This is a genomic window from Novosphingobium sp. BL-S-21, from assembly GCF_055521655.1.
Window position 1 is genome coordinate 745,609 of sequence record NZ_CM145496.1, and the last position, 21,361, is coordinate 766,969.

The 21,361-nt window shown below is 64.6% G+C and carries 22 protein-coding genes; 8 read left to right on the forward strand and 14 right to left on the reverse strand.

Going from position 1 to position 21,361, the window contains the following annotated elements:
* Positions 1–302: 302 nt before the first annotated feature.
* From ettA to ACZ1J6_RS11910, 3 genes are all read left to right on the forward strand, one after another.
* Positions 303–1,976, forward strand: a complete 1,674-nt coding sequence (gene ettA / locus ACZ1J6_RS11900) for an energy-dependent translational throttle protein EttA (RefSeq protein ID WP_132262972.1) — start codon at positions 303–305, stop codon at positions 1,974–1,976.
* Positions 1,977–2,201: 225 nt separating this feature from the next.
* Positions 2,202–3,242 (forward strand): RcnB family protein, encoded by a 1,041-nt coding sequence (locus ACZ1J6_RS11905; RefSeq protein ID WP_431567440.1) that lies wholly within the window; start codon positions 2,202–2,204, stop codon positions 3,240–3,242.
* Positions 3,243–3,354: 112 nt separating this feature from the next.
* Positions 3,355–4,020: a 2OG-Fe(II) oxygenase gene (locus ACZ1J6_RS11910; RefSeq protein ID WP_134092973.1), complete on the forward strand. Its 666-nt coding sequence runs from the start codon at positions 3,355–3,357 to the stop codon at positions 4,018–4,020.
* Between the two features lie 128 nt (positions 4,021–4,148).
* Here ACZ1J6_RS11910 and ACZ1J6_RS11915 read toward each other — a convergent pair whose 3' ends face one another.
* The 4 genes from ACZ1J6_RS11915 to ACZ1J6_RS11930 all read right to left on the reverse strand — a co-directional run bounded on the left by ACZ1J6_RS11915 (position 4,149) and on the right by ACZ1J6_RS11930 (position 7,500).
* On the reverse strand, positions 4,149–4,730 hold the full coding sequence (locus ACZ1J6_RS11915) for a DUF1003 domain-containing protein (protein WP_134092974.1): 582 nt from the start codon (positions 4,728–4,730) through the stop codon (positions 4,149–4,151).
* A gap of 20 nt (positions 4,731–4,750) precedes the next feature.
* Complete coding sequence (locus ACZ1J6_RS11920; RefSeq protein ID WP_431567439.1) at positions 4,751–6,385, reverse strand: lysine--tRNA ligase; 1,635 nt, start codon at positions 6,383–6,385, stop codon at positions 4,751–4,753.
* Positions 6,386–6,562: 177 nt separating this feature from the next.
* Entirely contained in the window at positions 6,563–6,856 is a 294-nt protein-coding gene (locus ACZ1J6_RS11925) for a DUF2218 domain-containing protein (RefSeq protein WP_134092975.1), read from the reverse strand.
* Entirely contained in the window at positions 6,853–7,500 is a 648-nt protein-coding gene (locus tag ACZ1J6_RS11930) for a PadR family transcriptional regulator (protein ID WP_431567438.1), read from the reverse strand. Before ACZ1J6_RS11930 ends, ACZ1J6_RS11925 begins: the two co-directional genes overlap by 4 nt.
* Before the next feature lie 12 nt (positions 7,501–7,512).
* On the opposite strand from ACZ1J6_RS11930, the gene ACZ1J6_RS11935 reads away from it, so the two are divergent.
* The 3 genes from ACZ1J6_RS11935 to ACZ1J6_RS11945 all read left to right on the forward strand — a co-directional run bounded on the left by ACZ1J6_RS11935 (position 7,513) and on the right by ACZ1J6_RS11945 (position 11,156).
* Positions 7,513–7,710: a hypothetical protein gene (locus ACZ1J6_RS11935; protein ID WP_431567437.1), complete on the forward strand. Its 198-nt coding sequence runs from the start codon at positions 7,513–7,515 to the stop codon at positions 7,708–7,710.
* A 101-nt stretch (positions 7,711–7,811) separates the two neighbouring features.
* The gene (locus ACZ1J6_RS11940) at positions 7,812–10,586 is read left to right on the forward strand and encodes an ATP-dependent DNA helicase (protein ID WP_431567436.1); all 2,775 of its coding nucleotides are present in this window, start codon (positions 7,812–7,814) and stop codon (positions 10,584–10,586) included.
* A 24-nt stretch (positions 10,587–10,610) separates the two neighbouring features.
* Entirely contained in the window at positions 10,611–11,156 is a 546-nt protein-coding gene (locus ACZ1J6_RS11945; protein ID WP_132262983.1) for a SixA phosphatase family protein, read from the forward strand.
* Between the two features lie 30 nt (positions 11,157–11,186).
* Here ACZ1J6_RS11945 and ACZ1J6_RS11950 read toward each other — a convergent pair whose 3' ends face one another.
* The 5 genes from ACZ1J6_RS11950 to rpmF form a co-directional block, all read right to left on the reverse strand.
* Positions 11,187–11,627 carry a MerR family transcriptional regulator gene (locus tag ACZ1J6_RS11950; RefSeq protein ID WP_431567435.1) on the reverse strand — a complete coding sequence of 147 codons (441 nt, stop codon included), beginning with the start codon at positions 11,625–11,627 and terminating at the stop codon, positions 11,187–11,189.
* Between the two features lie 41 nt (positions 11,628–11,668).
* On the reverse strand, positions 11,669–11,962 hold the full coding sequence (locus ACZ1J6_RS11955; protein ID WP_132262987.1) for an integration host factor subunit alpha: 294 nt from the start codon (positions 11,960–11,962) through the stop codon (positions 11,669–11,671).
* Positions 11,963–12,075: 113 nt separating this feature from the next.
* Complete coding sequence (locus tag ACZ1J6_RS11960; RefSeq protein ID WP_132262989.1) at positions 12,076–13,044, reverse strand: beta-ketoacyl-ACP synthase III; 969 nt, start codon at positions 13,042–13,044, stop codon at positions 12,076–12,078.
* The gene (gene plsX / locus ACZ1J6_RS11965) at positions 13,044–14,105 is read right to left on the reverse strand and encodes a phosphate acyltransferase PlsX (RefSeq protein WP_132262991.1); all 1,062 of its coding nucleotides are present in this window, start codon (positions 14,103–14,105) and stop codon (positions 13,044–13,046) included. Before plsX ends, ACZ1J6_RS11960 begins: the two co-directional genes overlap by 1 nt.
* Before the next feature lie 27 nt (positions 14,106–14,132).
* The gene (rpmF, locus tag ACZ1J6_RS11970) at positions 14,133–14,312 is read right to left on the reverse strand and encodes a 50S ribosomal protein L32 (protein ID WP_132262993.1); all 180 of its coding nucleotides are present in this window, start codon (positions 14,310–14,312) and stop codon (positions 14,133–14,135) included.
* A gap of 161 nt (positions 14,313–14,473) precedes the next feature.
* On the opposite strand from rpmF, the gene ACZ1J6_RS11975 reads away from it, so the two are divergent.
* Positions 14,474–14,866 (forward strand): MAPEG family protein, encoded by a 393-nt coding sequence (locus tag ACZ1J6_RS11975; protein ID WP_132262994.1) that lies wholly within the window; start codon positions 14,474–14,476, stop codon positions 14,864–14,866.
* A gap of 62 nt (positions 14,867–14,928) precedes the next feature.
* Here the strand turns inward: ACZ1J6_RS11975 and ACZ1J6_RS11980 are convergent, their stop codons facing one another.
* The gene (locus tag ACZ1J6_RS11980) at positions 14,929–15,621 is read right to left on the reverse strand and encodes an MBL fold metallo-hydrolase (protein WP_431567434.1); all 693 of its coding nucleotides are present in this window, start codon (positions 15,619–15,621) and stop codon (positions 14,929–14,931) included.
* A gap of 70 nt (positions 15,622–15,691) precedes the next feature.
* Entirely contained in the window at positions 15,692–16,342 is a 651-nt protein-coding gene (locus ACZ1J6_RS11985) for a S24 family peptidase (RefSeq protein ID WP_431567433.1), read from the reverse strand.
* A 280-nt stretch (positions 16,343–16,622) separates the two neighbouring features.
* On the opposite strand from ACZ1J6_RS11985, the gene ACZ1J6_RS11990 reads away from it, so the two are divergent.
* Positions 16,623–17,018, forward strand: coding sequence for a hypothetical protein (locus ACZ1J6_RS11990; protein ID WP_431567432.1), 396 nt, complete (start codon positions 16,623–16,625; stop codon positions 17,016–17,018).
* Between the two features lie 57 nt (positions 17,019–17,075).
* On the opposite strand, the gene ACZ1J6_RS11995 is transcribed toward ACZ1J6_RS11990, so the two are convergent.
* The 3 genes from ACZ1J6_RS11995 to cysS form a co-directional block, all read right to left on the reverse strand.
* Positions 17,076–18,749, reverse strand: a complete 1,674-nt coding sequence (locus ACZ1J6_RS11995) for an acetolactate synthase large subunit (RefSeq protein WP_431567431.1) — start codon at positions 18,747–18,749, stop codon at positions 17,076–17,078.
* 98 nt (positions 18,750–18,847) lie between these two features.
* Positions 18,848–19,786, reverse strand: coding sequence for a D-2-hydroxyacid dehydrogenase (locus ACZ1J6_RS12000; protein WP_431567430.1), 939 nt, complete (start codon positions 19,784–19,786; stop codon positions 18,848–18,850).
* Positions 19,787–19,907: 121 nt separating this feature from the next.
* Entirely contained in the window at positions 19,908–21,359 is a 1,452-nt protein-coding gene (gene cysS / locus ACZ1J6_RS12005) for a cysteine--tRNA ligase (protein WP_431567429.1), read from the reverse strand.
* Positions 21,360–21,361 lie beyond the last annotated feature (2 nt).

Below are 21,361 nucleotides of genomic sequence, written 5' to 3' on the forward strand. Positions count from 1 at the left end.
TAACGCGCCCTGCCGCTCCTGCCAACCGGTCCATCCCGATTGCCTGATGAGGTTCCGGCCGCGGCGGAGCAGTCGAGGCCCGATGCGGGCGCGACAGGGCGGGCCGCCGTTTTATGACGGCTTGAAACTTCGCCGTCGCGGCACAATCTTGTTCTCACATGTAACCCGCTGCGTCACGCGCCTGGCACTGCCAATGGCGACTGCCAGGGGCGCCGGGGCCGCTGCCCTTGGCAACAGGCCCGCGCGCCTGTAGAGCGGGCCGCAAATCTATCCGATCCAGATCCTATTTCCAGAGGAAACCGATGGCTGCCCAATACGCCTTCGTCATGAAGGGCATGACCAAGACCTTCACCGGCGCTCCGAAGCCGGTGCTGTCCGACATCAACCTGCAATTCTACCAGGGTGCCAAGATCGGCATCGTCGGTCCGAACGGCGCGGGCAAGTCGACCCTGATCAAGATCATGGCCGGCATCGACACCGACTACACGGGTGAAGCCTGGGCCGGTGAGAACATCACCGTCGGCTATCTGGAGCAGGAACCGGAACTCGACCCGACCAAGACCGTCCTGGAGAACGTCAAGGACGGCGCGCGCGCGACCGCCGACATGGTTGACCGCTTCAACCAGATCGGCATGGAAATGGGCGAGGAAGACGCCGATTTCGAAGCGCTCGGCGCCGAGATGAGCGAACTGCAGGACAAGATCGACGCAGTCGATGGCTGGACGCTCGACAACCAGCTCGAAATCGCGATGGAAGCGCTGCGCTGCCCGCCGGGCGACTGGCCGGTGGACAAGCTCTCGGGCGGTGAAAAGCGCCGTGTGGCCCTCACCCGCCTGCTGATCCAGAAGCCGTCGATCCTGCTGCTCGACGAACCGACCAACCACCTCGACGCCGAATCCGTCGAATGGCTGGAAAACCACCTCAAGGAATACGCGGGCGCGGTGTTGATGATCACCCACGATCGCTACTTCCTCGACCACGTGGTGGACTGGATCCTCGAACTCGACCGCGGGAAGTACTTCCCCTACGAAGGCAACTACTCCACTTACCTGGAGAAGAAGGCCAAGCGCATGGAGCAGGAGGACCGCGAGGAATCCGGCCGCCAGAAGGCGCTCAAGGACGAGCTGGAGTGGATGCGGCAGACCCCCGCCGCCCGCCAGACCAAGTCGAAGGCGCGTATCCGCAAGTTCGAACAGCTCCAGGATGCCCAGGCCGGCCGCAAGCCCGGCAAGGCCCAGATCGTCATCCAGGTGCCTGAGCGCCTCGGTGGCAAGGTCATCGAGGTCAAGGACATCTCGAAGGCTTACGGCGACAAGCTGCTGTTCGAGAACCTCTCGTTCATCCTGCCGCCGGGTGGCATCGTCGGCGTGATCGGCCCGAACGGCGCCGGCAAATCGACGCTGTTCAAGCTGCTCACCGGCAAGGAAACGCCGGACGAGGGTTCGATCGAGATCGGCTCGACCGTGCATCTCGGCTTCGTGGACCAGAGCCGCGACCACCTCGATCCGAAGAAGAACGTCTGGGAAGAAATCTCCGAGGGTCATGACTACATGACCGTCAACAAGCACGAGATGTCGACCCGCGCCTATGTCGGCGCGTTCAACTTCAAGGGCGCCGACCAGCAGAAGAACGTCGGCAAGCTCTCGGGCGGTGAACGCAACCGCGTCCACATGGCCAAGATGCTGAAGCTGGGCGGCAACGTACTCCTGCTCGACGAACCGACCAACGACCTTGACGTCGAAACGCTGGGTGCGCTTGAAGAAGCGATCGAGAACTTCGCCGGTTGCGCCGTGGTCATCAGCCACGACCGCTTCTTCCTCGACCGTCTGGCCACGCACATCCTGGCCTTCGAGGGCGACAGCCACGTCGAATGGTTCGAAGGCAACTTCGAGGCCTACGAAGAAGACAAGCGCCGCCGCCTGGGCGATGCGGCCGACCGTCCGACCCGTCTGGCCTACAAGAAGCTGACGCGCTGACCCGCAGAGGCTCGAAGCCGACGCGCCGGTTCATGGCGCAAGGCTGAAAGATCCAAAGCCGCCGTCCGGGAAAGCCGGTCGGCGGCTTTGTTCATTTCAGCGCGATCGAACATGAACAAATAGCCACATCCCGGTTCACCATTCCGACAGTGCATTTCCCCTAGGGGTATGCATTAGGATGAACCGTCATCGCCGGGCGGCAAATCCGGTTTTGGAGACCGGAAAATGAAGAAGGAACATACACTGAAGGCGAGAAGGCTTCTCTCGGCCGGCGCATTCGGCGCCATGGCAGTCGCTGCCGTCGCGCTCACCCTTCCGGCCGCCGCCATGGCGGAACCCCGGCAGGAGCGCGCCCGCAGCGAAGGCCGCAGCGGCGGAGAACGCCAGGGCGGCAACGGGGGCGCCTATCGCCCTGCGCCTCAGCCGCAACAGGCCCGTCAGCAACCCCAGCAGGCTCGACCGGAAATGCCGCGTCCGCAGGCAGCCCAGCGCCCTTCGGCCTGGCGCGGCGGTGAGCAGCGTCAGCAGCCCCAACAGGCGCCGCAGGGTGGTCGCCCCGGTAACGATGCCCGTCCGCCCCAGCAGGCGGGCCAGTCGCAGCGGCCCGATCGCGGTGTCGTGCGCGGCAATCCGAGCTGGACTTCCGACGTTCGCTGGAACAACGGCGCTACGCCGGATAACCTGCGTGGGTCGTCCCGCAACGACGACCGTCGCTGGAATGGCGGAAGTCGCCCGGATCGTCCGGACGTTCGGCCGGGCGAGAACCGTCCCGACGGCCGTCCCGGCTGGAACAACGACAACCGCAACGACAACCGGCCCGACCGCAATGCCTGGGGCAAGGACCGCCGCGACAACGACCGCCGCTGGAACAACAACGACAATCGCCCGGACCGAAACGCCTGGGGCCGGGATCGCCGCGACGACGATCGTCGCTGGTCCGGTAACGACAACCGCCGCTGGGACCGCAACGACTGGCGCCGCGATAACCGCTACGACTGGCAGCGCTATCGTGACCGCAACCGCTCGGTCTACCATATCGGCGGCTACTACGCGCCCTATCGCGGCTACGCCTATCGCCGCCTGAGCATCGGCTTCACGCTGGGTTCGATGTTTTACGGCAACAACTACTGGCTCGACGATCCCTGGCAGTACCGCCTGCCGCCCGTCTACGGTGCCTATCGCTGGGTCCGCTACTATGACGACGTGCTGCTGGTAGACACTTACTCCGGCGAAGTGGTGGACGTGATCTACGACTTCTTCTGGTAATACGATGGAGCCCCCGGATTTCGCGATCCGGGGGCTCTTTTCGCAAGTCAGCCACAGTTTCCTAAGGCAGTGCGATTGATCCGCGGCAAGGCGCCGGTACTCTCGCCGGACGATGCCGAACTCCGCCCATCCTGACTGCGACGCCCTGGCCAGGATCGGCATCTCCGTGCGCGAGCGCCTGGCCGGAAACACTGCCTTTTCTCGCTTTCCCGTGGAAGGTGCGGAAATCTACAGGGCCGCCGAATTCCTCAGCGAGGCGCATTGCCGCCATGTCATCGGCCTGATCGATGGCGTCGCCTGCCCTTCGCGCCTCGTCGACGAGGACGACTGGGACGGCTACCGCACCAGCTTCTCGGGCGACATCAACCCCCGCGACCGGATCGTCCGCTCGCTCGATGCCCGGCTCTGCAAGCTGACCGGAATCGATCCCGGCCACGGCGAGTCCACCCAGGGCCAGCGCTACCACCGGGGCGAATTCTACCACGATCACTGGGACTGGTTCGACACCGATGCCCCCTACTGGGGGCACGAAAGCCGCAACGGCGGCCAGCGCAGCTGGACGGCGATGGTCTACCTGAACGCAGTGGACGAAGGCGGAACGACGGATTTCGTCCATCTCGACCTGAAGGTCGCGCCTGCCGCGGGATCGCTGCTGATCTGGAACAATGCGCTTCCGGACGGCACACCCAACCCGCTGACGATGCACGCGGCGCGCCCGGTGGTGAGCGGGGTCAAATATGTCGTGACGAAGTGGTTCCGGGCGCGCCATTGGCGCTGAGGTCCAAGGCTAACTTCTCTGTTGCCGATCGGCATTGGCAGGGAGGTGTCAGCCGCTTTCGCGACTGTCTCCCGCGCGACTGGTACCGACCGACACAGCGAGAGACTGCGAGGCTGGCGTTCGAAAGACTATCCGCAGGTATGGCCGCCGTCGGCTTGGGACTGACTGCCGCTCGGCGCCTGGCATTCCTTGCCATCTTCGGCAGAGCGACGCGCTTCGAAATACTCGGCGAACCGGTCGAAACGGCGGTGCAACCGGATGATCTCCAACTGCGTGCGGAGGTTCACCTCGTAATCGTGGCGCGCCGTGATGCGATCCTTGTCGGCCTGGCGGTTCTGGCTCATCATGATTACCGGCGCCTGTATCGCGGCCAGCATCGAGAGCATCAGGTTCAGGAAGATATAGGGATAGCCGTCGAAGGGCCTGATACCCAGCGCCTGGAGGATCGTGCTGTTGAGCAGCATCCAGCCAAGCAGCACCACGGCAAAAGCCATGATGAAGCCCCAGCTGCCACCCACCGCCGCCACCCGATCGGCCAGACGGTCCGCGCGGGTGGCATGGGTCGCGGCCAGTTCGTCGGCATCCAGCCCGATCACCGTACCCGAGGCGATGCGGCAGAGCACGCGCTGCTCCTCGCCTCCCAGTTCCGCGAAATTGCGCCCGAGCAACTCTTCGGCAAGTTCCTCGGGCGTTCGCGGATCCTTGTGCATCGCCGCCTCGATCCCTGACGTCAGCCCGCCGCGGAAAGAGCCTCGGCGATCAGCTTGCGCGTTTCCGGCACGCCGTAGAGCGCAATGAAGCTGCCCATGCGCGGGCCCTGCGAGGAACCGAGAAGCGTTTCGTAAAGCGCCTTGAACCAGTCCCGCAGGCTTTCGAACTGATAGGCCTCGTTCTTGCCGATCTCGTAGACCACGTTCTGCAGCGTTTCTGCCGTGGCTTCGGGGCCGGCCTTTTCCAGTTCGGCGTCGAGCACGGCGAGCGCTTCCGCCTCATTGGCGGTGGGCGCGCGGCGCTGGAGGGTGGGCGCAATGAAATCGCGGTTGGTGGCAAGCGCGGCCCGCACCATCTCGCCGAGTTCCGGGTGCGCCTCGGGCGTGGCGTCGGCCACATAGTTACCGAGGTAGGACCAGACCTGGTCGGCCGTCGCATCGGCACCCAGCACGCCCACCAGGTTGAGCAGCAGCGAGAACGTCACCGGCACGGTATCGCCCGCGCCTTCCGTGGCTTCGCCCTGGTTGCCGCCCGCCGTGCGCAGCAGGTGCCAGACCGGATTGCCCAATTGCTTGTCGAGCGCCTGTCCGGCCAGATTGCCACGGAACTGCCAATACTCGTCCACAGCCTTGGGGATCACGCCGACATGAAGCTGCTTGGCGCTCTTCGGTTCGCGGAACAGGTAGAACCCCAAGGACTCCTCGGTGCCGTACGTCAGCCACTGCTCGATGGTCAGGCCGTTGCCCTTGGACTTCGAGATCTTCTCGCCATTCTCATCGAGGAACAGTTCGTAGATCAGCCCTTCCGGCTTGCGGCCGCCCAGAACCTGCACGATCTTGCCGGACTGGGTGACCGAGTCGGTCAGGTCCTTGCCGCACATTTCGTAATCGACGCCCAGCGCATACCAGCGCATCGCCCAGTCGACCTTCCACTGGAGCTTGGCCTTGCCGCCGAAGGCCGACTGTTCGACCACGGTGCCGTCCTCGTCCGTGAAACGGATCAGGCCGGTGGCGGGATCGAGCACTTCGACCGGCACCTGCAGCACGACGCCGCTGGTGGGCGAAACCGGCAGCACCGGCGAATAGGTCTTGCGACGCTCCTCGCGCAAGGTGGGGAGCATGACGTCGAGGATGGCCTGGTTGCACTCCAGCACCCGCGTCAGCGCGGAATCGAAGGCACCGGAATTGTAGCGATCGCTGGCCGAGACGAATTCGTAGTCGAAACCGAAACGGTCGAGGAAATCGCGCAGCATCGCATTGTTATGATGCGCAAAACTCTCATGCCCCTGCTCGCCTTCATGGCCGAAAGGATCGGGAATGCGGCTGAGCGGCTTGCCGAGATTGGCGGCGAGCACTTCGGCGTTGGGGATATTGTCCGGCACCTTGCGCAGCCCGTCCATGTCGTCCGAAAAGGCGACAAGGCGCGTGGGCGCGCCGCCCGTCAGCGCTTCGTAGGCACGGCGCACGAGGGTGGTGCGCAGAACTTCCTGGAACGTGCCGATATGCGGCAGGCCCGAAGGACCGTAGCCAGTCTCGAACAGCACGGGCGCGCCGCCGGGTTTGCCCTGAGGAAAACGCTTCAGCAGCTTCTGGGCCTCCTGGAAGGGCCAGGCCTTGGATACGCGTGCGGCTTCGATCAGGGCTTGTTCAGTCATGCAGCGCTCTTTGGCGAAAAGCGCGCATTTCGCAAGGGCGAAGGCGCAAGCACGGCCTGTGAAATTGCCGCGCCCCGGACTCGATCGGCAGCCGCTATCGGCCTGGAGGCGCCTTGCGAAGGGCAAAGCGCGCCCGGACCAGCAGCCCCGGATCGCCCCCGGGATGCGGTGTGGAGTTCAATCTTCCCGCCACTGCCAATCGTAGGCCAGCGGCGCCTCGCGGAAGGCGAAACGATCGATGTGGCGGGCGACCACGTCGGTCAAACCCTCGACATCGCTGCGGTTTTCGCCGGTGATGGCGATGGAGATACCCTCCCCGTCGGCCGCCATGGTGGCAACGGCCGTGGGGAAGGTCACCGTGCCGGTATCGCCTTCGACTTCGGTCTGGAGCTTGTGGCTCCAGTGCTTGCAGAGCTGGCGGACGTACTTGCCGCCATTCTCCGTGGGCACGCGGGCTGCGATCGTGCTCAACCTTCGATCCTTTCGATCTTGCGGGTCGCCTCGTCGAGGGCATCGGCGATCTGCAGGATCACCTCGCGATTGGCGCCGTCCTTGGAGAGACGGTCGAACATGGCGATCTTCAGCGCATGCATCGCGCGGCGGACCGGGGCAGGATCGACCTTCTCGCGTGCTTCGGCCAGCGCCGAGAGACGCAGCTTCAGCGCAGCGGCCTTTTCGGCATCGGCATCGGCCTGGGTCCGGCCCTGCTCGGTCGCTTCATAGGACTTGCGCGAACCTTCCTCGGCAGTCGGAGCGATCAGCCCCGATTCCTCCATGTACGTCAGCGCCGGATAGACGACACCCGGGCTCGGCGCATAGTCGCCGCCGGACAGCGTCTCGATCTCGCGGATCAAGTCGTAACCGTGGCGCGGCGCCTCGGCGATCAGCGCAAGCAGGAGCACCTGGAGTTCGGCCTGATCGAACAGCCGCTTGCGGCGACCGCCACCGGGGCGACCTCCGAAGCCGCCACCAAAACCGCCGCCGAAGCCGCCCCCGAAGCCTTCCCCGCGGCCACCACGACCCCGTCCTCGGCCACCGGGGAAGCCGTCTTCGAACCCGTCGCCATCGCGGCCGAACGGTCCGCGGGCCATGCCGAAGCCGCCGCGCCCGCGCATGCCGTGTTCTTCATGGCGATGACCGCGATGAGCGCGATGGCCGCATCGGCCGCCGCCCCGCTCCATGTCGTGTTCCATGCCATCGCGCATGCCGCGATCACGGCCGAAGCCGCCATGTCCGTAAGGGTTGTTGATGTTTCTCATTTCATCTCTCTTGTTTCTCATGATGGCCACAAGATATATCTTAAATCGATCTTCGCAAGACGCTAAAATGTATCTTGATGTATTTTCCTGCCGGAGCGCCGGGTTTTCGACCGCGGGGCAGGTTCAGAGGTTTCCCTTTTGTCCGCGCCTTGCCTAAGACGATCACCATGGCCGCCCTGCCCCTCCCCGCCCTTCACGCCAGCCATGGCGGTTCCTGGATGCGCGACGGAGCCGGCAGAACGCGTCCCGTTTCCAAGGGCGAGGCGGTCATGTCGGCGGCGGACACGCCGCTGCTGATTCTCAACGCTCCGCTCATCGCCACGCGTCTCGGCTATCCCGATCTCTCGGGGCTCGACCTGCTGGAACTCTACGCCTTCATGCACCCGGCCCGGTTCGTGGTGCCGACGCCCAAGGGCCTTGCCCATGCGCTTGGCCTCGCAGAACCGAAGGACGATGCCGACGTGCCGCGCCTGCTTCAGGAAGCGGCCGGCGCCCTGCTCGACATTTGCGAGAGTCCCCACTGGCCCGAGCGCGAAGGCGCCTGGACCGCACTGCAATCGCTCACCCGCATGCGCTGGCCCTGGGCTACCCTGCTCAACCCGCGTGTCGCCCGGCCCGAGCGCGCCGAACGCTGGCTCTTCACGCGCCTGCCCGAATGGGAGGAGAGCCCGGAACTGCCCCAGCCCCGGCAAGTCACGCTGGAACGCGGCGAAGTGCTGCAACGCCTTGCGGAGCTGACCGGCAGCGACGCGGAGCAGAGACCGACCCAGCAGGCCTATGCTGCCGAGGCCGCCGCCGCCTTCGCCCCGCGCCAGTCCTCGGGCCGGCCGCACGTCCTCCTGGCCCAGGCCGGAACCGGCATCGGCAAGACGCTCGGCTATCTCGCGCCGGCTTCGCTCTGGAGCGGCTTGTCGGGCGGCACCACTTGGGTTTCCACTTACACCAAGGCCCTGCAGCGCCAACTTCGCAAGGAAAGCCGCCGCGCCTGGCCGGACCGGCGCGCGGACGGCTCGCGGCCCGTCGTCGTGCGCAAGGGGCGCGAGAACTACCTCTGCCTGCTCAATCTGGAAGATGCGCTGCAAGGCGGTTTCGCCGGCCGCGCGGCGATTCTCGCGCAGCTCGTGGCGCGCTGGGCCGCCTATACCCAGGACGGCGACATGATCGGCGGCGACCTGCCGGGCTGGCTCGGCACGCTGTTCCGCCAACGCGGCATCACCGCGCTCACCGACCGCCGCGGGGAATGCGTCTATGCGGGCTGCCCGCATTATCGCAAATGCTTCATCGAGCGCGCCGCGCGCGCCAGCGCCGGGGCGGACCTGGTGATCGGCAACCACGCGCTGGTCATGATCAACGCCGCACGCGGGCGCGATCACGCCGCGCGTCCCACGCGCATCGTCTTCGACGAAGGCCATCACGTCTTCGACGCCGCCGACTCGACTTTCGCGGCAGCCCTCACCGGCAGCGAAGCCATCGAACTGCGCCGCTGGGTGATCGGTCCCGAGAAAGCCTCGCGCGGCAGACGGCGCGGCCTCTCCGCCCGTCTCGCCGATGTCGCCAGCTACGATGAAGCCGGCGCCAAGGCGATCGAGGCCGCGCGCGCCGCCGCCGAAGCGCTTCCCGGCGACGGCTGGATGCAGCGCCTGACCGAAGGTGAGCCTTCCGGTCCGATCGAGGAACTGCTCGCGGCGGTACGCGCCACCGTCTACGCGCGCGACGAAAGCGGCGGACAGGAGGCCGGCTACGGCCTCGAAACCGAAGCGGCGGGGCTGGAGGGCGCCTTCGCGGAAGTGACCGAGGCAGCGCGCGAGGCGCTCGGCGAACTGCGCCAGCCCCTCGTCCGGTTAGGGCTGCGCCTTGAAGCCCTGCTGGAGGACGGACCTGACTGGCTGGACGGCCAGGGCCGCGCCCGGATCGAAGGCGCGCGCCAGTCCCTGTCCTGGCGCGTCGACTTGTTGCTCGCCTGGGAATCCATGCTGGGCCGCCTCAATGGACCCGCCGATCCCGAATTCGTCGATTGGCTCGCCCTCGATCGTTCCGAGGCGCGCGAATACGACGTCGGCATTCATCGCCATTGGCTGGACCCGATGAAGCCCTTCGCCAGCGTCGTGCTGGAACCGGCCCACGGCGTCGTCATGACTTCGGCGACGCTGCGCGACGGCGAGAGCTGGGACAAGGCCATCGCCCGTTCCGGCGCCGCCCATATCGAAGTGGCGCCCCGGCTTTCGGAGCATCTCAGCCCGTTCGACTATGCCGCACAGGCCGAAGTGCTGATCGTCAACGATATCCCGCGCGGCGATATTCCGGCGCTGGCCGGGGCCTATGCGCGGCTGATCGAATCGGCGGGCGGCGGCGTGCTCGGATTGTTCACGGCGATCCGGCGCCTGCGCGCTGTCTACGGCCGCATCGCCGATCGACTCGCCCGCGCGGGCCTGCCGCTCTATGCGCAGCACGTCGATCCGATCGACACCGGCACCCTGGTCGACATCTTCCGCGACGATCCGGCCGCTTCGCTGCTGGGCACCGATGCCCTGCGCGACGGAGTGGACGTTCCCGGAGAATCGCTGCGACTGGTCATCATGGAACAGGTTCCCTGGCCGCGCCCGACCATCCTGCACCGCGCGCGCCGGCTGGCCGGCGGCGGCTCCTCCTATGACGACAGCCTGATCCGCGCCAAGCTGGCCCAGGCTTTCGGCCGGCTCATCCGCAGCCGCGGCGACCGCGGGCACTTCGTGGTATTGTCTTCGGCATTCCCCTCGCGGCTGCTCAGCGCCTTCCCGGCCGGCACGCCGGTGCTCCGCATTTCGCTGGAGGAAGCCTTGCAACGCGTGAGCTGGAATGGTTCAGGAGAGAACAGTTCAGCAGGGAGCAGTTCCGGGGGGAGCGAAAAACCAGACGAGGCAGCCGGCACCGCCGAAGCCCCGCCCAGCCAACCGCCCATTTGACCGATCAGCGAACCGAAAGCCTCGATGAAAACCCTCGGAATCCTAAGACACGCCAAATCGGACTGGCACGATGCCCGCCTCCGGGACTTCGACCGCCCGCTCAACGGGCGCGGCCGCAAGGGCGCCGCCCTGATCGGCCTGCACATCCGCGACCACGCCGTGGGCTGGAAGCGCATCCTCGCCTCCCCCGCCGTTCGCGTCACCCAGACGATCGAATTGGCCGGAGAAGCCGCGGGCGAAATGCCGCCGATCACCTGGGATCGCCGGATTTACCTTGCCAGTTCCGCCACCTTGATCGACCTCCTGCGCGAACAGGCGGGCGATCCGCGCTCGATCATGCTGATAGGGCACAATCCGGGCCTCGAAGACCTGATCTTCGATCTCGTGCCGGACGACGGCAGCAGCCCGATGCGCGATGTGGTCGAGGAAAAATTTCCCACCGCCGCTTATGCCGTGGTGGAACTGGACATCGAATCCTGGGACGAGATCGCCGAAGGCACAGGCCGGCTGGTGCATCTCACCCGCCCACGCGACCTCGACCCCGAACTGGGGCCCAGCGCGCTGGATTAAGCCGGAACGCGGCGTACCGCCTCGGCCCTGTCAGGCCGCGGCCAGCGCCCGTGCCAGTCGAAGGCGAATTCCGAGCAGTTCCTGAATGAAGGAATCGGACGCGCCTGCAGGCGCCGCCTCCGCGAGTCGATCACTCACGGCGCCGGTCTCCACCGATGCCGGCTCCTCAAGAGCCATGCGCGCACCGCGCAACGTATAGCCCTCGCGATTGACCAGTCGGTCGATCTCGGCGATCAGCAGGACGTCTTCCGGCCGGTAATAGCGACGATTGCCGCTGCGCTTGATCGGTTGAAGGGCAGGAAACTGCTCTTCCCAGTAACGCAGGACATGCTGGCGAATGCCCAATGCCTTCGTCACTTCACCGATCGTGCGCAGCGCATCGTGCGCCTTGCCGTCGTTGAAGACCCCCGTCCCGGACGCTCCATCATTGACGATGGTCGCTTCCGGACGGTTCGCTTCGATCGCAGTCATGGCAGAATTCTCCGTATAACCAACGTGATGCCGGAACCGGATCAGTCGGTAATGCGGTCCTTCAGCATCTGACTGGCCCGGAATGTCATGACCCGGCGAGGCGTAATCGGCACCTCCACGCCGGTTTTCGGATTACGGCCGATCCGTTCGCCCTTGTCGCGAAGCAGGAAAGTCCCGAACCCGGAAATCTTGACATTTTCGCCCTCCGAAAGGGCTTCCGACATATGCTGCAGTATAGCTTCGACCATCGCAAGCGACTCGGATCTGGACAATCCCAGCTTCCTGTGGATGGCTTCAGCGATTTCGGCCCTCGTCAATGTGTCCGTGGAGCGCATAAGTCCCGCATCCCCTCCGTGCGACAACCCCCCGGACAATATTATGAAAAAATGCGGGAAAAGCAATGCTCCCCCACATCAGTTCACCCGATCCTCCATAACGGAGCACCGAATCAGATCCGAACGACGCTTGCGCCCCAGGTGAAACCGCCGCCCATCGCTTCGAGGACGACAAGATCGCCCTGCACGATGCGGCCGTCGCGAACGGCCTGGTCGAGCGCCAGAGGCACCGAGGCAGCTGAAGTATTGGCGTGCTGGCCCACCGTCATCACGACCTTTTCGGCCGGCAGATTGAGCTTGCGCGCCGTCGCATCGAGGATGCGGGCATTGGCCTGATGCGGCACCAGCCAATCGATATCGGAAGGAGAATGTCCTGTTTCCTCAAGGACTTCCTTGAGAACTTCGGCCAGGTTCACAACAGCGTGCCGGAAGACCTCACGGCCCTTCATGCGCAACTTGCCCACGGTGCCGGTCGTCGAGGGACCGCCATCGACATAGAGCAGTTCGTTGTGCGCGCCATCGGCATGAAGCCGCGTCGCCAGGATACCGCGCGAACCCTCTTCGCCCTGCTCCTGCGCTTCGAGAACGATCGCCCCGGCGCCGTCTCCAAAAAGAACGCAAGTGGTGCGATCTTCCCAGTCGAGAATGCGGCTGAAGGTTTCCGAACCGATGACGAGTGCCCGCTTGGCCATGCCGGTGCGGAGCATCGAATCGGCAACGCCCACTGCGTAGAGGAAACCGGAGCAGACGGCGGCAACGTCGAAAGCGATTCCGCCGCGGCAGCCGAGGTTGTTCTGGACGATCGTGGCCGTGGCCGGGAACGTCTGGTCAGGGGTGGCCGTGGCCAGCACGATCAGGTCGATCGACGAAGCCTCGAAGCCGGCCGCCTCGATGGCCTTGCGGGCCGCATCGGTGGCCAGGCTAGAGGTCGTTTCGTCAGGCGCGGCGATGTGGCGATTGGAAATGCCGGTACGCTCGACGATCCATTCGTCGCTGGTGTCGACGCGCTCGGCGAGTTCGGCATTGCTGACCGCGCGTCGCGGCAGGGCCGAACCCGTACCGACGAGAACCGAACGAATCATCAGGCACTCTCTTCCTGGACGCGAGGCTTGCGCAGGGACGTCCCGCCCAGACGGGCAAGGTCCGCGGAAATCCGCTCGGTCACGTTTTCCTCCAAGAGGCGCGCGGTAACCGCCACGGCATTGGCGACGCCTGCGGCGTTCGCACCGCCGTGGCTTTTCACCACGATGCCGTTGAGGCCCAGGAAAACCGCGCCGTTATGATTGTTGGGATCGAGGTGATGCTTGAGCAGCTCGGTGGCCGGCTTCGAGATCAGGAAACCGATCTTCGAGCGCAGCGAACTCGAAAAGCCGCGGCGCAGCAAGTCTGCCACGAAGCGCGCCGTGCCTTCGACAGCCTTGAGCGCGACATTGCCCGAAAAACCGTCGGTCACGACGACGTCCATGTCCCCGCGGCCGAGCTTGTCGGCTTCGGTGAAACCGTCGAACGAGATCGACAGGTCGGCGGCCGAGGCCTTGAGCATCGCCGCAGCGTCGCGCAAGTCTTCGGTGCCCTTGGTTTCCTCGGTGCCGATGTTCAGCAGGCGCACGCGCGGGTGCTCGCGGCCCGTGGCGACGCGGGCATAGGCAGCGCCCATGATCGCGAACTGCACGAGATTGCGCGCATCGCACTCGGCATTGGCGCCGAGATCGAGCATGACCAGGTCATGATCTTCCAGAGTCGGCAGCAGGGCAGCCAGCGCCGGGCGATCGATGCCGGGCATCGTGCGCAACGCGAGCTTGGAAATCGCCATCAAAGCGCCGGTATTGCCGGCACTGACGGCGGCTCCGGCGTCACCCGCCTTCACCGCCTCGATAGCGCGTCCCATCGAGGTGCCCTTGGCCCGGCGCAATGCCTGGCTGGGCTTATCCTCGCCACTGATGACGCCTTCAGTGTGCAATATCTCGGAACTTGCCCTGAGATTCGGATGACTTTCGAGCGCGGCCTTGATCCGCGGCTCGTCACCGACCAACAGGAACTTGAAGCGATCGTGACGACGGCGCGCGAGAGCAGCGCCTTCAATCATGACGCGCACGCCCTCGTCGCCGCCCATCGCATCGACAGCGATACGCGGCAAACTCATGGGCAACCTCCGAAAATCGTCTTGGTCTTAAGCTTCGACCGCGACGATCTCACGACCGTTGTAGTGGCCGCAAGCGTTGCAGAGGTTGTGCGGGCGCTTCAGTTCGCCGCAGTTCGGGCATTCGTGGAATGCTTCGACCTGCAGAGCATCGTGGCTGCGGCGCATGCCCCGGCGGGACGGGGACGTTTTTCTTTTAGGGACAGCCATTTCGGCACCTGTTCCTGGAATTGAATGTCAAAAAGGCCGCCGGAAACCGTGTTCGCGGACCGGCGGCTTGCGAAGGCGCGCCTATAACCGATTTCGCACGAGTTGCAACCCGTTCCTCCCCGCAGCATGAACGTGAAATCCACCTAGGGGGAATTCGAACCATGATTCTGCAGACAACTTTGTGCCTCGCGGCCGCGGCCGGCGTGATTACCTTCTGGCATATAGCGCGTATCGGCCAGATGCGCATGCGGGAAAAGGTGCTGTTCGGCGACGGAGGCCACGATCCTCTCGCGCGGCGCATGCGGGCGCAGCTCAATTTCGTGGAAAGCACGCCTTTCGTGCTGATCCTGGCCGCAGCGATCGAAATGACCGGAAAGGGCGGCATCTGGCTGGCCATCGTCGGCTCGCTCTTCATGCTGGGCCGCGTGTCCCATGGCCTGGGCATGGACATCGACAGGCCCAACCCGCTGCGCATGGTCGGCGTTCTCGTAACCGTCCTCACCTTGGCCGGACTGTCCGCCGTGGCCGTGCTGATCGCCCTGGGGTGGTTCTAAAACGAAAAGGGGCGGTGCACCGGCACCGCCCTCCTATAATAGCGTGAGGAATGGCACAGCCCTCAGCCCGGCAAGCCGTGCTCCAGCGCCGCGTCGCCGACATAGGGATTGCTCGCCCGCTCGTCTCCGAACGTGCTGATAGGTCCGTGGCCCGGGACGAACGTCACTTCGTCACCCAGCGGCCAGAGCTTCGCGGTGATCGATTCGACCAGATCCTGAAGATTGCCGCGCGGGAAATCCCACCGGCCGATGCCGCCCTTGAACAGCACGTCCCCCACCATCGCGAACTTGCTGGGTGCATGATGGAACACGATGTGCCCCGGCGTGTGCCCCGGGCAATGGACGACATCCAGTTCCAGCTCGCCCACGGTCACCCTGTCGCCGTCTTCGAGCCAGCGATCGGGCTCGAACGTCTCGGCTTCCATGTTCCAGCGCGGACCGTCGTCGTCCAGTTTGGATATCCAGAACCGATCCTCTTCGTGAGGCCCCTCGATCGGGACGCCCATTTCCTTCGCGAAGATTCCCGCCATGCCGCAGTGATCGAGATGGCCATGGGTGACGAGTATCTTCTCCAGCGTCACCCCGGTCTTTTCCAGAGCCTGCCGCAGCTTGGAAAGGTCTCCTCCCGGATCGACGAAGGCACCGCGCATGGTCCTGGTGCACCACAGCAGTGAACAGTTCTGCTGGAGCGGCGTGACGGGAATGATGCCGACACGCATCGACTGTTCCTGAGGCTTCTCGCTGGTTTGGGTCATGGCTGCGGAAATGGCCGCAAGCCGGGAGGAATGCAACCTTGCGCCCCTCCCCGTCAGGCCTGCGAGCCGTTCAGATTCGCCCGCCCTTCCACACGACGCGGCCGATCACCTCGATTTCCTGGAGATCGCATTCGATAGGCCGATAGGCCGGATTATCGCTCAACAAGGCGATGCGTCCGGCCCGCCCGGCCTCCAGTCGCTTCACCAGCACCGTATCGTCGAGTCGGACGACATGGATGCCGTCCCGCAGCGGCCGCCAGTCGCGGTCCACGAGGATCTCGTCGCCATCGCGCAGCACCGGCTCCATCGAATCGCCGCTGACCACGATGGCCGACAGCATTTCCGGGCGCAGCCCCATCGAACGCAGCCAGCGGGGGGAGAAACGGATCGTTCCGAACACGTCCTCCCCGTCCGGCAAGGCGCCCGGCCCCGCGGAGGCGCCGATCGAAAGACGCGGAACGTCCACCCAATCACCGGCGTAGGAATTTCGGTCGCTTACGTAGGATTTTTCCTTCGATTTCCCGAATTCCGATTCGTCCACTCCGAAGAACCGTGCAAGCTGGCCGCGATCCCCCTCCTCCAGCTTCCTCGGACTGCCTTTTCTTATAAATTGCTGAAGATAAGTGGTATTTTTTCCGATCATTCGCGACAGGGACGAGAGGCTCGCACCGCGTTCCTCGGCAAGTTCCAGCAAACGGCGGCGAATTTCGGCGTTTTCCATAATGTAATCCTAGTCGTAGGAAATTTCCTAGACAAGCCCCATTCGGTTGGAACATATTAGGAACACGAGTCGCGAATCTCACTCACCGGAGCCCAAAGTTCCATGCTTTTACGCCAGATAGAGCGCTTCCTGCGCCTCACCCGGATGCCGTGGACCAAGTTCGGGCGCCTCGCTGCACACGATCCGCGATTCGTCGGCGATTTACGCAACGGGCGCCGGCCCCGCGCCGGGACCGCGGCACGCATCCGACTTTTCATGACGACTTACCTGGAGAGCCCACATGCACGTTAATTTTGCCCATGACCGCGCGATGCTCGCATCGGCTCGACAGGCCCTGGGCGACGGTGCGCAGCGCTATGCGGCGCGCGGACCATGGCTGCCCTTGATTGCGGCCCTGCTCAAACTCGCCGGTTCCCGCGCCGAGTTCCTGCGCCACGCCGAACGCCCCTGGACAAGCGCCACTTTCGCCGGCTCTCGCCATACGGTGGCGCTGACTTTCGCGGGCGAGGACGCCATCGAGGACGGAGAGAACCTGATCGCGGCTCTGCCCGACCATGAATTCACCATTTCCGGCCACCTGGTGGCGGACGCGGTGGTGACCGAAGCCGACCACCGGGCAGGTCCGCCGCCCAGCCTGACCGTGGAGATCGAACTTCTGCTGCTCGAAGACTGCTGATCGGGAAAAAGCCACGCTGCGGGAAGGCAGGCGCGCGCCCTGCCTTCCCGTTTTCATTCAGAGGGCCAGCGAAAGCTCCCTGATCTCGCTGTTCAGGATGCGATCGTTTTCCGAATAGTCGACCGGGCAATCTATCACATGGACGCCCGGTGTATCGCGGCAGTGGGCCAGCAGTGTCTTGAGATGGGCCGCGCTCTCCACCCTGTGGCCGCTGGCGCCATAGCTCTCTGCATATTTCACGAAGTCGGGGTTGCCGTAAGTCAGCCCGAAATCGGCAAAGCCCATGTTGGCCTGCTTCCAGCGAATCATGCCATAGGCATTGTCGTTCAGGATCAGCACGGTGAGGTTGAGGCCCAGGCGAACCGCCGTTTCCATCTCCTGGCTGTTCATCATGAAGCCGCCGTCGCCGCAGACCGCGAAGATCTTGCGGTGCGGATAGACCATCGCGCTGGCCATGGCAGACGGCAGCCCTGCTCCCATCGATGCCAGCGCATTGTCGAGCAGCACGGTATTGGGCTTGGACGCGCAATAGCCGCGGGCAAACCACAATTTGTAGACGCCGTTGTCGAGGCAGACGATCGCATCGTCAGGCAAGGCGCTGCGAACCTGCTTCACGAGATGCGCCGGGAAGATCGGGAAGCGCTCGTCGGCAGCCAGCTTTTCAGTATGCTCCACTTCGGCCTGGCGATAGCCGAGCATGGCATCGAAGTTCCATTTCGCCGACGGCGCGATGGCTTCCTTGATCTGCCATACGGCGTTGGCGATATCGCCGATCACCTCGATGTGCGGGAAATAGACCGGATCGACTTCCGCGGTCTTGGTCGAGACGTGGATCACCACGCGGTCGTTCCGCGTACCGTCGTTATGCATGAAGAACGGCGGTTTCTCGATCACGTCGTGGCCGATATTGACGATGCAGTCGGCGTCCTCGATCGCGCGGTGAACGAAATCGCCCGAGGACAGCGCCGCGCAGCCCAGGAAGCGCGGATGGCGCTCGTCGATCACGCCTTTGCCGAGCTGCGTGGTGAGGAAAGGAATTCCGGTCTTCTCGACGAATTCGCCCAGCATCTTGCTGGTCATCTTGCGGTTGGCGCCTGCACCGATCACCAGCACCGGGCGCTTCGCCTTCTGCAGGGCCTCCACCGCCTGTGCGATCGACTTCGCGTCAGCCGTCGGCCGCCTCACCGTCGAGCGCGGAATCGGGCGCGAATCGGTATATTCGTCGGCAATGTCCTCGGGCAGTTCGACATGGGTGGCGCCGGGCTTCTCTTCCTCGGCGATGCGGAACGCCTCGCGGACGCGGCTCGGGATATTGTCCGAACTGGCCATCTGGTGCGCGTACTTGGTGATGGGCTGCATCATCGAAACGACGTCCAGGATCTGGAAGCGCCCCTGCTTCGATTTCTTGATCGGCTTCTGCCCGGTAATCATCAGCATCGGCATGCCGCCAAGCGTCGCATAGGCCGCGGCGGTCACGAAATTGGTCGCGCCCGGGCCGAGTGTGGAGAGGCAGACGCCCACTTTCCCGGTATGGCGGCCATAAGTGGCCGCCATGAAGCCCGCCCCTTGCTCGTGCCGGGTGAGGATCAGCCGGATCTGTTTGGACCGCGAAAGCGAATCGAGGAAATCGAGGTTCTCCTCGCCCGGAACGCCGAAGATATATTCGACGCCCTCCGCCTCCAGGCATTCGATGAATAGATCGGACGCCTTGCGCTTGTCGCTCTCTGCCATGTGCATCTTCCCTCCGCTTGATCCCGAATTTCAGGTCGTAGTGTCAGGGCATGTGGCGAAGAATTCAACGCCGGGCATCTGGCCAAAGTAGTGGCCGGTCAATAACCCCGCGACAGATCGACGACATGGTCCAGGGGCTCGCCGCGCACGAAGTGCTGAAGATTGGCGAGAAATCGCGCCGATCCGCGCTCGTACAGGGTGTCCTGCGCCCGGCCGGCCAGGTGCATCGAAATATGGATATTTTCGCGCGACCAGAGCGGATGGTCGGCCGGAAGCGGCTCGGGTTCCGTCACGTCGAGGAAAGCGCCGCCCAGATGGCCCGAGTCGATGGCGGCCAGCAGGGCGTCCTGATCGATCACCGTCCCGCGCGCGAAGTTGAGGAAGACGGCGCCGGGCTTCATCGCGGAGAACTCCGCCTCACCGAACATGCGCTGGGTTTCCGGGGTCGAGGGCACGACGGCGATGACCCAGTCGAATCGGCCGAGTTCCGCGCGCCAGGCATCGGATGCCAGGTCGCCCGGTCCCGGACGGCGGCGCACGCCCGTCACGTCCGCACCGAACACGCGCAGGAGTTCGGCGATCCGGCCGCCGATCTCGCCGGCGCCGACCACCAGGACTTTCGAATCCAGCAGTTCGCGCTTGCCCGGCGGCTGGGCCAGCCACTGGTGCCGATCTTGCGCCCGCACCACCTCGCGCCAGCCCTTGGCGACCGACAGCATCCCCATCACCGCGTATTCGGCCACCGACTGCGCATGAATGCCCGAACCGTTGGTAAGCTGGACGCCGCGCTCCACAAGGAGCGTCAGGGGAAGCCAGTCGACCCCAGACGACAGCGCCGTGTACCAGGTCAGCTTGTCTGCAGCGGCAATGAACTCGGCCGCGATGGCAGGCGATACGGGATCGAGCCAGGCGATCTCCGCGCGCGGCGCCAGTTGCAGCAGCTGCGCATCGCTTTCGAACCAGAGCGGCTCCACACCCTCGGGCAAGCGCCCTTCAAGAAGGGCACGCGACTTGGCGTTGATCACGGCGGCGGTCATGGACGGACTCCGATTGGCGGCCTAATTCAGGCCTTTGCACCTTGATCGGGATGGCCAGCCGGGATGACAAGGGGGCCTGGCCCGCGCTTACTGCAAGCCCTGTCCCGCCCCGCTCAAGCGGTCAGCCGAGCTTCCATTCCCAGCCCAGCGGATCGCCGTCCATCACGTCCACGCCCTTCGCGGCCAGCGCGTCGCGCAGGGCATCCGATGTCGCGAAATCCTTCTGCGCGCGCGCTTCCTTGCGCTGGACGAGGACGCTCTCGATTTCGGCCTCGGTGATCTCGGCCGCCTTGGGCCGAAGGCGAAGATCGGCGCGGCTGGTGCCGAACAGGTCGAGACCCAGCACCGCGTCCATCGCCTCGATCACGGCCCGCTTGGCGCCGGGATCGACTTTCTTGGCGGCCAGAACGTCTTCCAGCGCGGTAAGCGCCACGGCGGTGTTCAGATCCTCTCCCACCGCCTTCTCGAAAGTTTCGAGCATGGGCGCGAGCTTGGGATGGCCGGCATCGCCCGGCTCCACGTCGCCCAGTCGCTCGATCACGATGATCATGCGCTTGAGGCGAACCAGCGCGGCGGCCAGCCCATCCCACGAAAATTCCAGCTCCGAGCGATAGTGCGCCTGCAGGCACATCATGCGGTAGCCGAGCGGGTGGTAGCCCTTGTCGATCAGCAATTGCAGCCGCAGGAATTCACCCGAGCTCTTGCTCATCTTGCCTGAGCGTTCGACCAGAAAATTGTTGTGCATCCATATCTTGGCACCGGAATTTGCGGCCATGTCGAGGCCATTGGTGCAGCAGAATGCCTGGTTCTGGGCAATCTCGTTGGGGTGATGGATCTCGCGGTGATCGATGCCGCCGGTGTGGATGTCGAAGGGAAAGCCGAGCAAGTCGCCGGACATCACCGAGCATTCGAGATGCCATCCCGGAGCACCTTTGCCCCAAGGCGAATCCCATTCCATCTGGCGCGTCTCGCCCAATGGAGTCTTGCGCCATATGGCGAAGTCCGCCGCATTGCGCTTGCCCGCGACAGCCTCGATGCGCCCCTCCCCCTCGTCCGTGACGGCCCGGGCCAGGCGGCCGTAGTCGGACACGGTGGAAACGTCGAAATAGAGACCACTTTCCAATTCGTAGCAGTGAGTTGGAGCTATCTTCTCGGCAAATTCTATCATCTGCGGCACATAGTCGGTCGCGATCGACCACTTCGCCGGCTGACGGATATTGAGCGCCTTGATGTCGGCCCAATAGGCCTGGGTGTAATGGGCCGCGATGTCCCAGATGGACTGCGCCTGGGTGCGCGCCATCTTCTCCATCTTGTCCTCACCGGCATCGGCGTCGTCGGTCAGGTGGCCGACATCGGTGATGTTGATGACGTGCGTGAGCTTGTAGCCCTTGTGGCTCAGCGTCCGGCCGAGGATGTCCGCGAAGACATAGGCGCGCATGTTGCCGATATGGGGGTAGTTGTAGACCGTCGGCCCGCAGCTGTAGACCCGCGCCTCGCCTTCATGGACGGGCTGGAACGGCTCCAGCTGGCGGGTGAGGCTGTTGAACAGGGTAAGGCTTTGGGTTTCGGTCATGC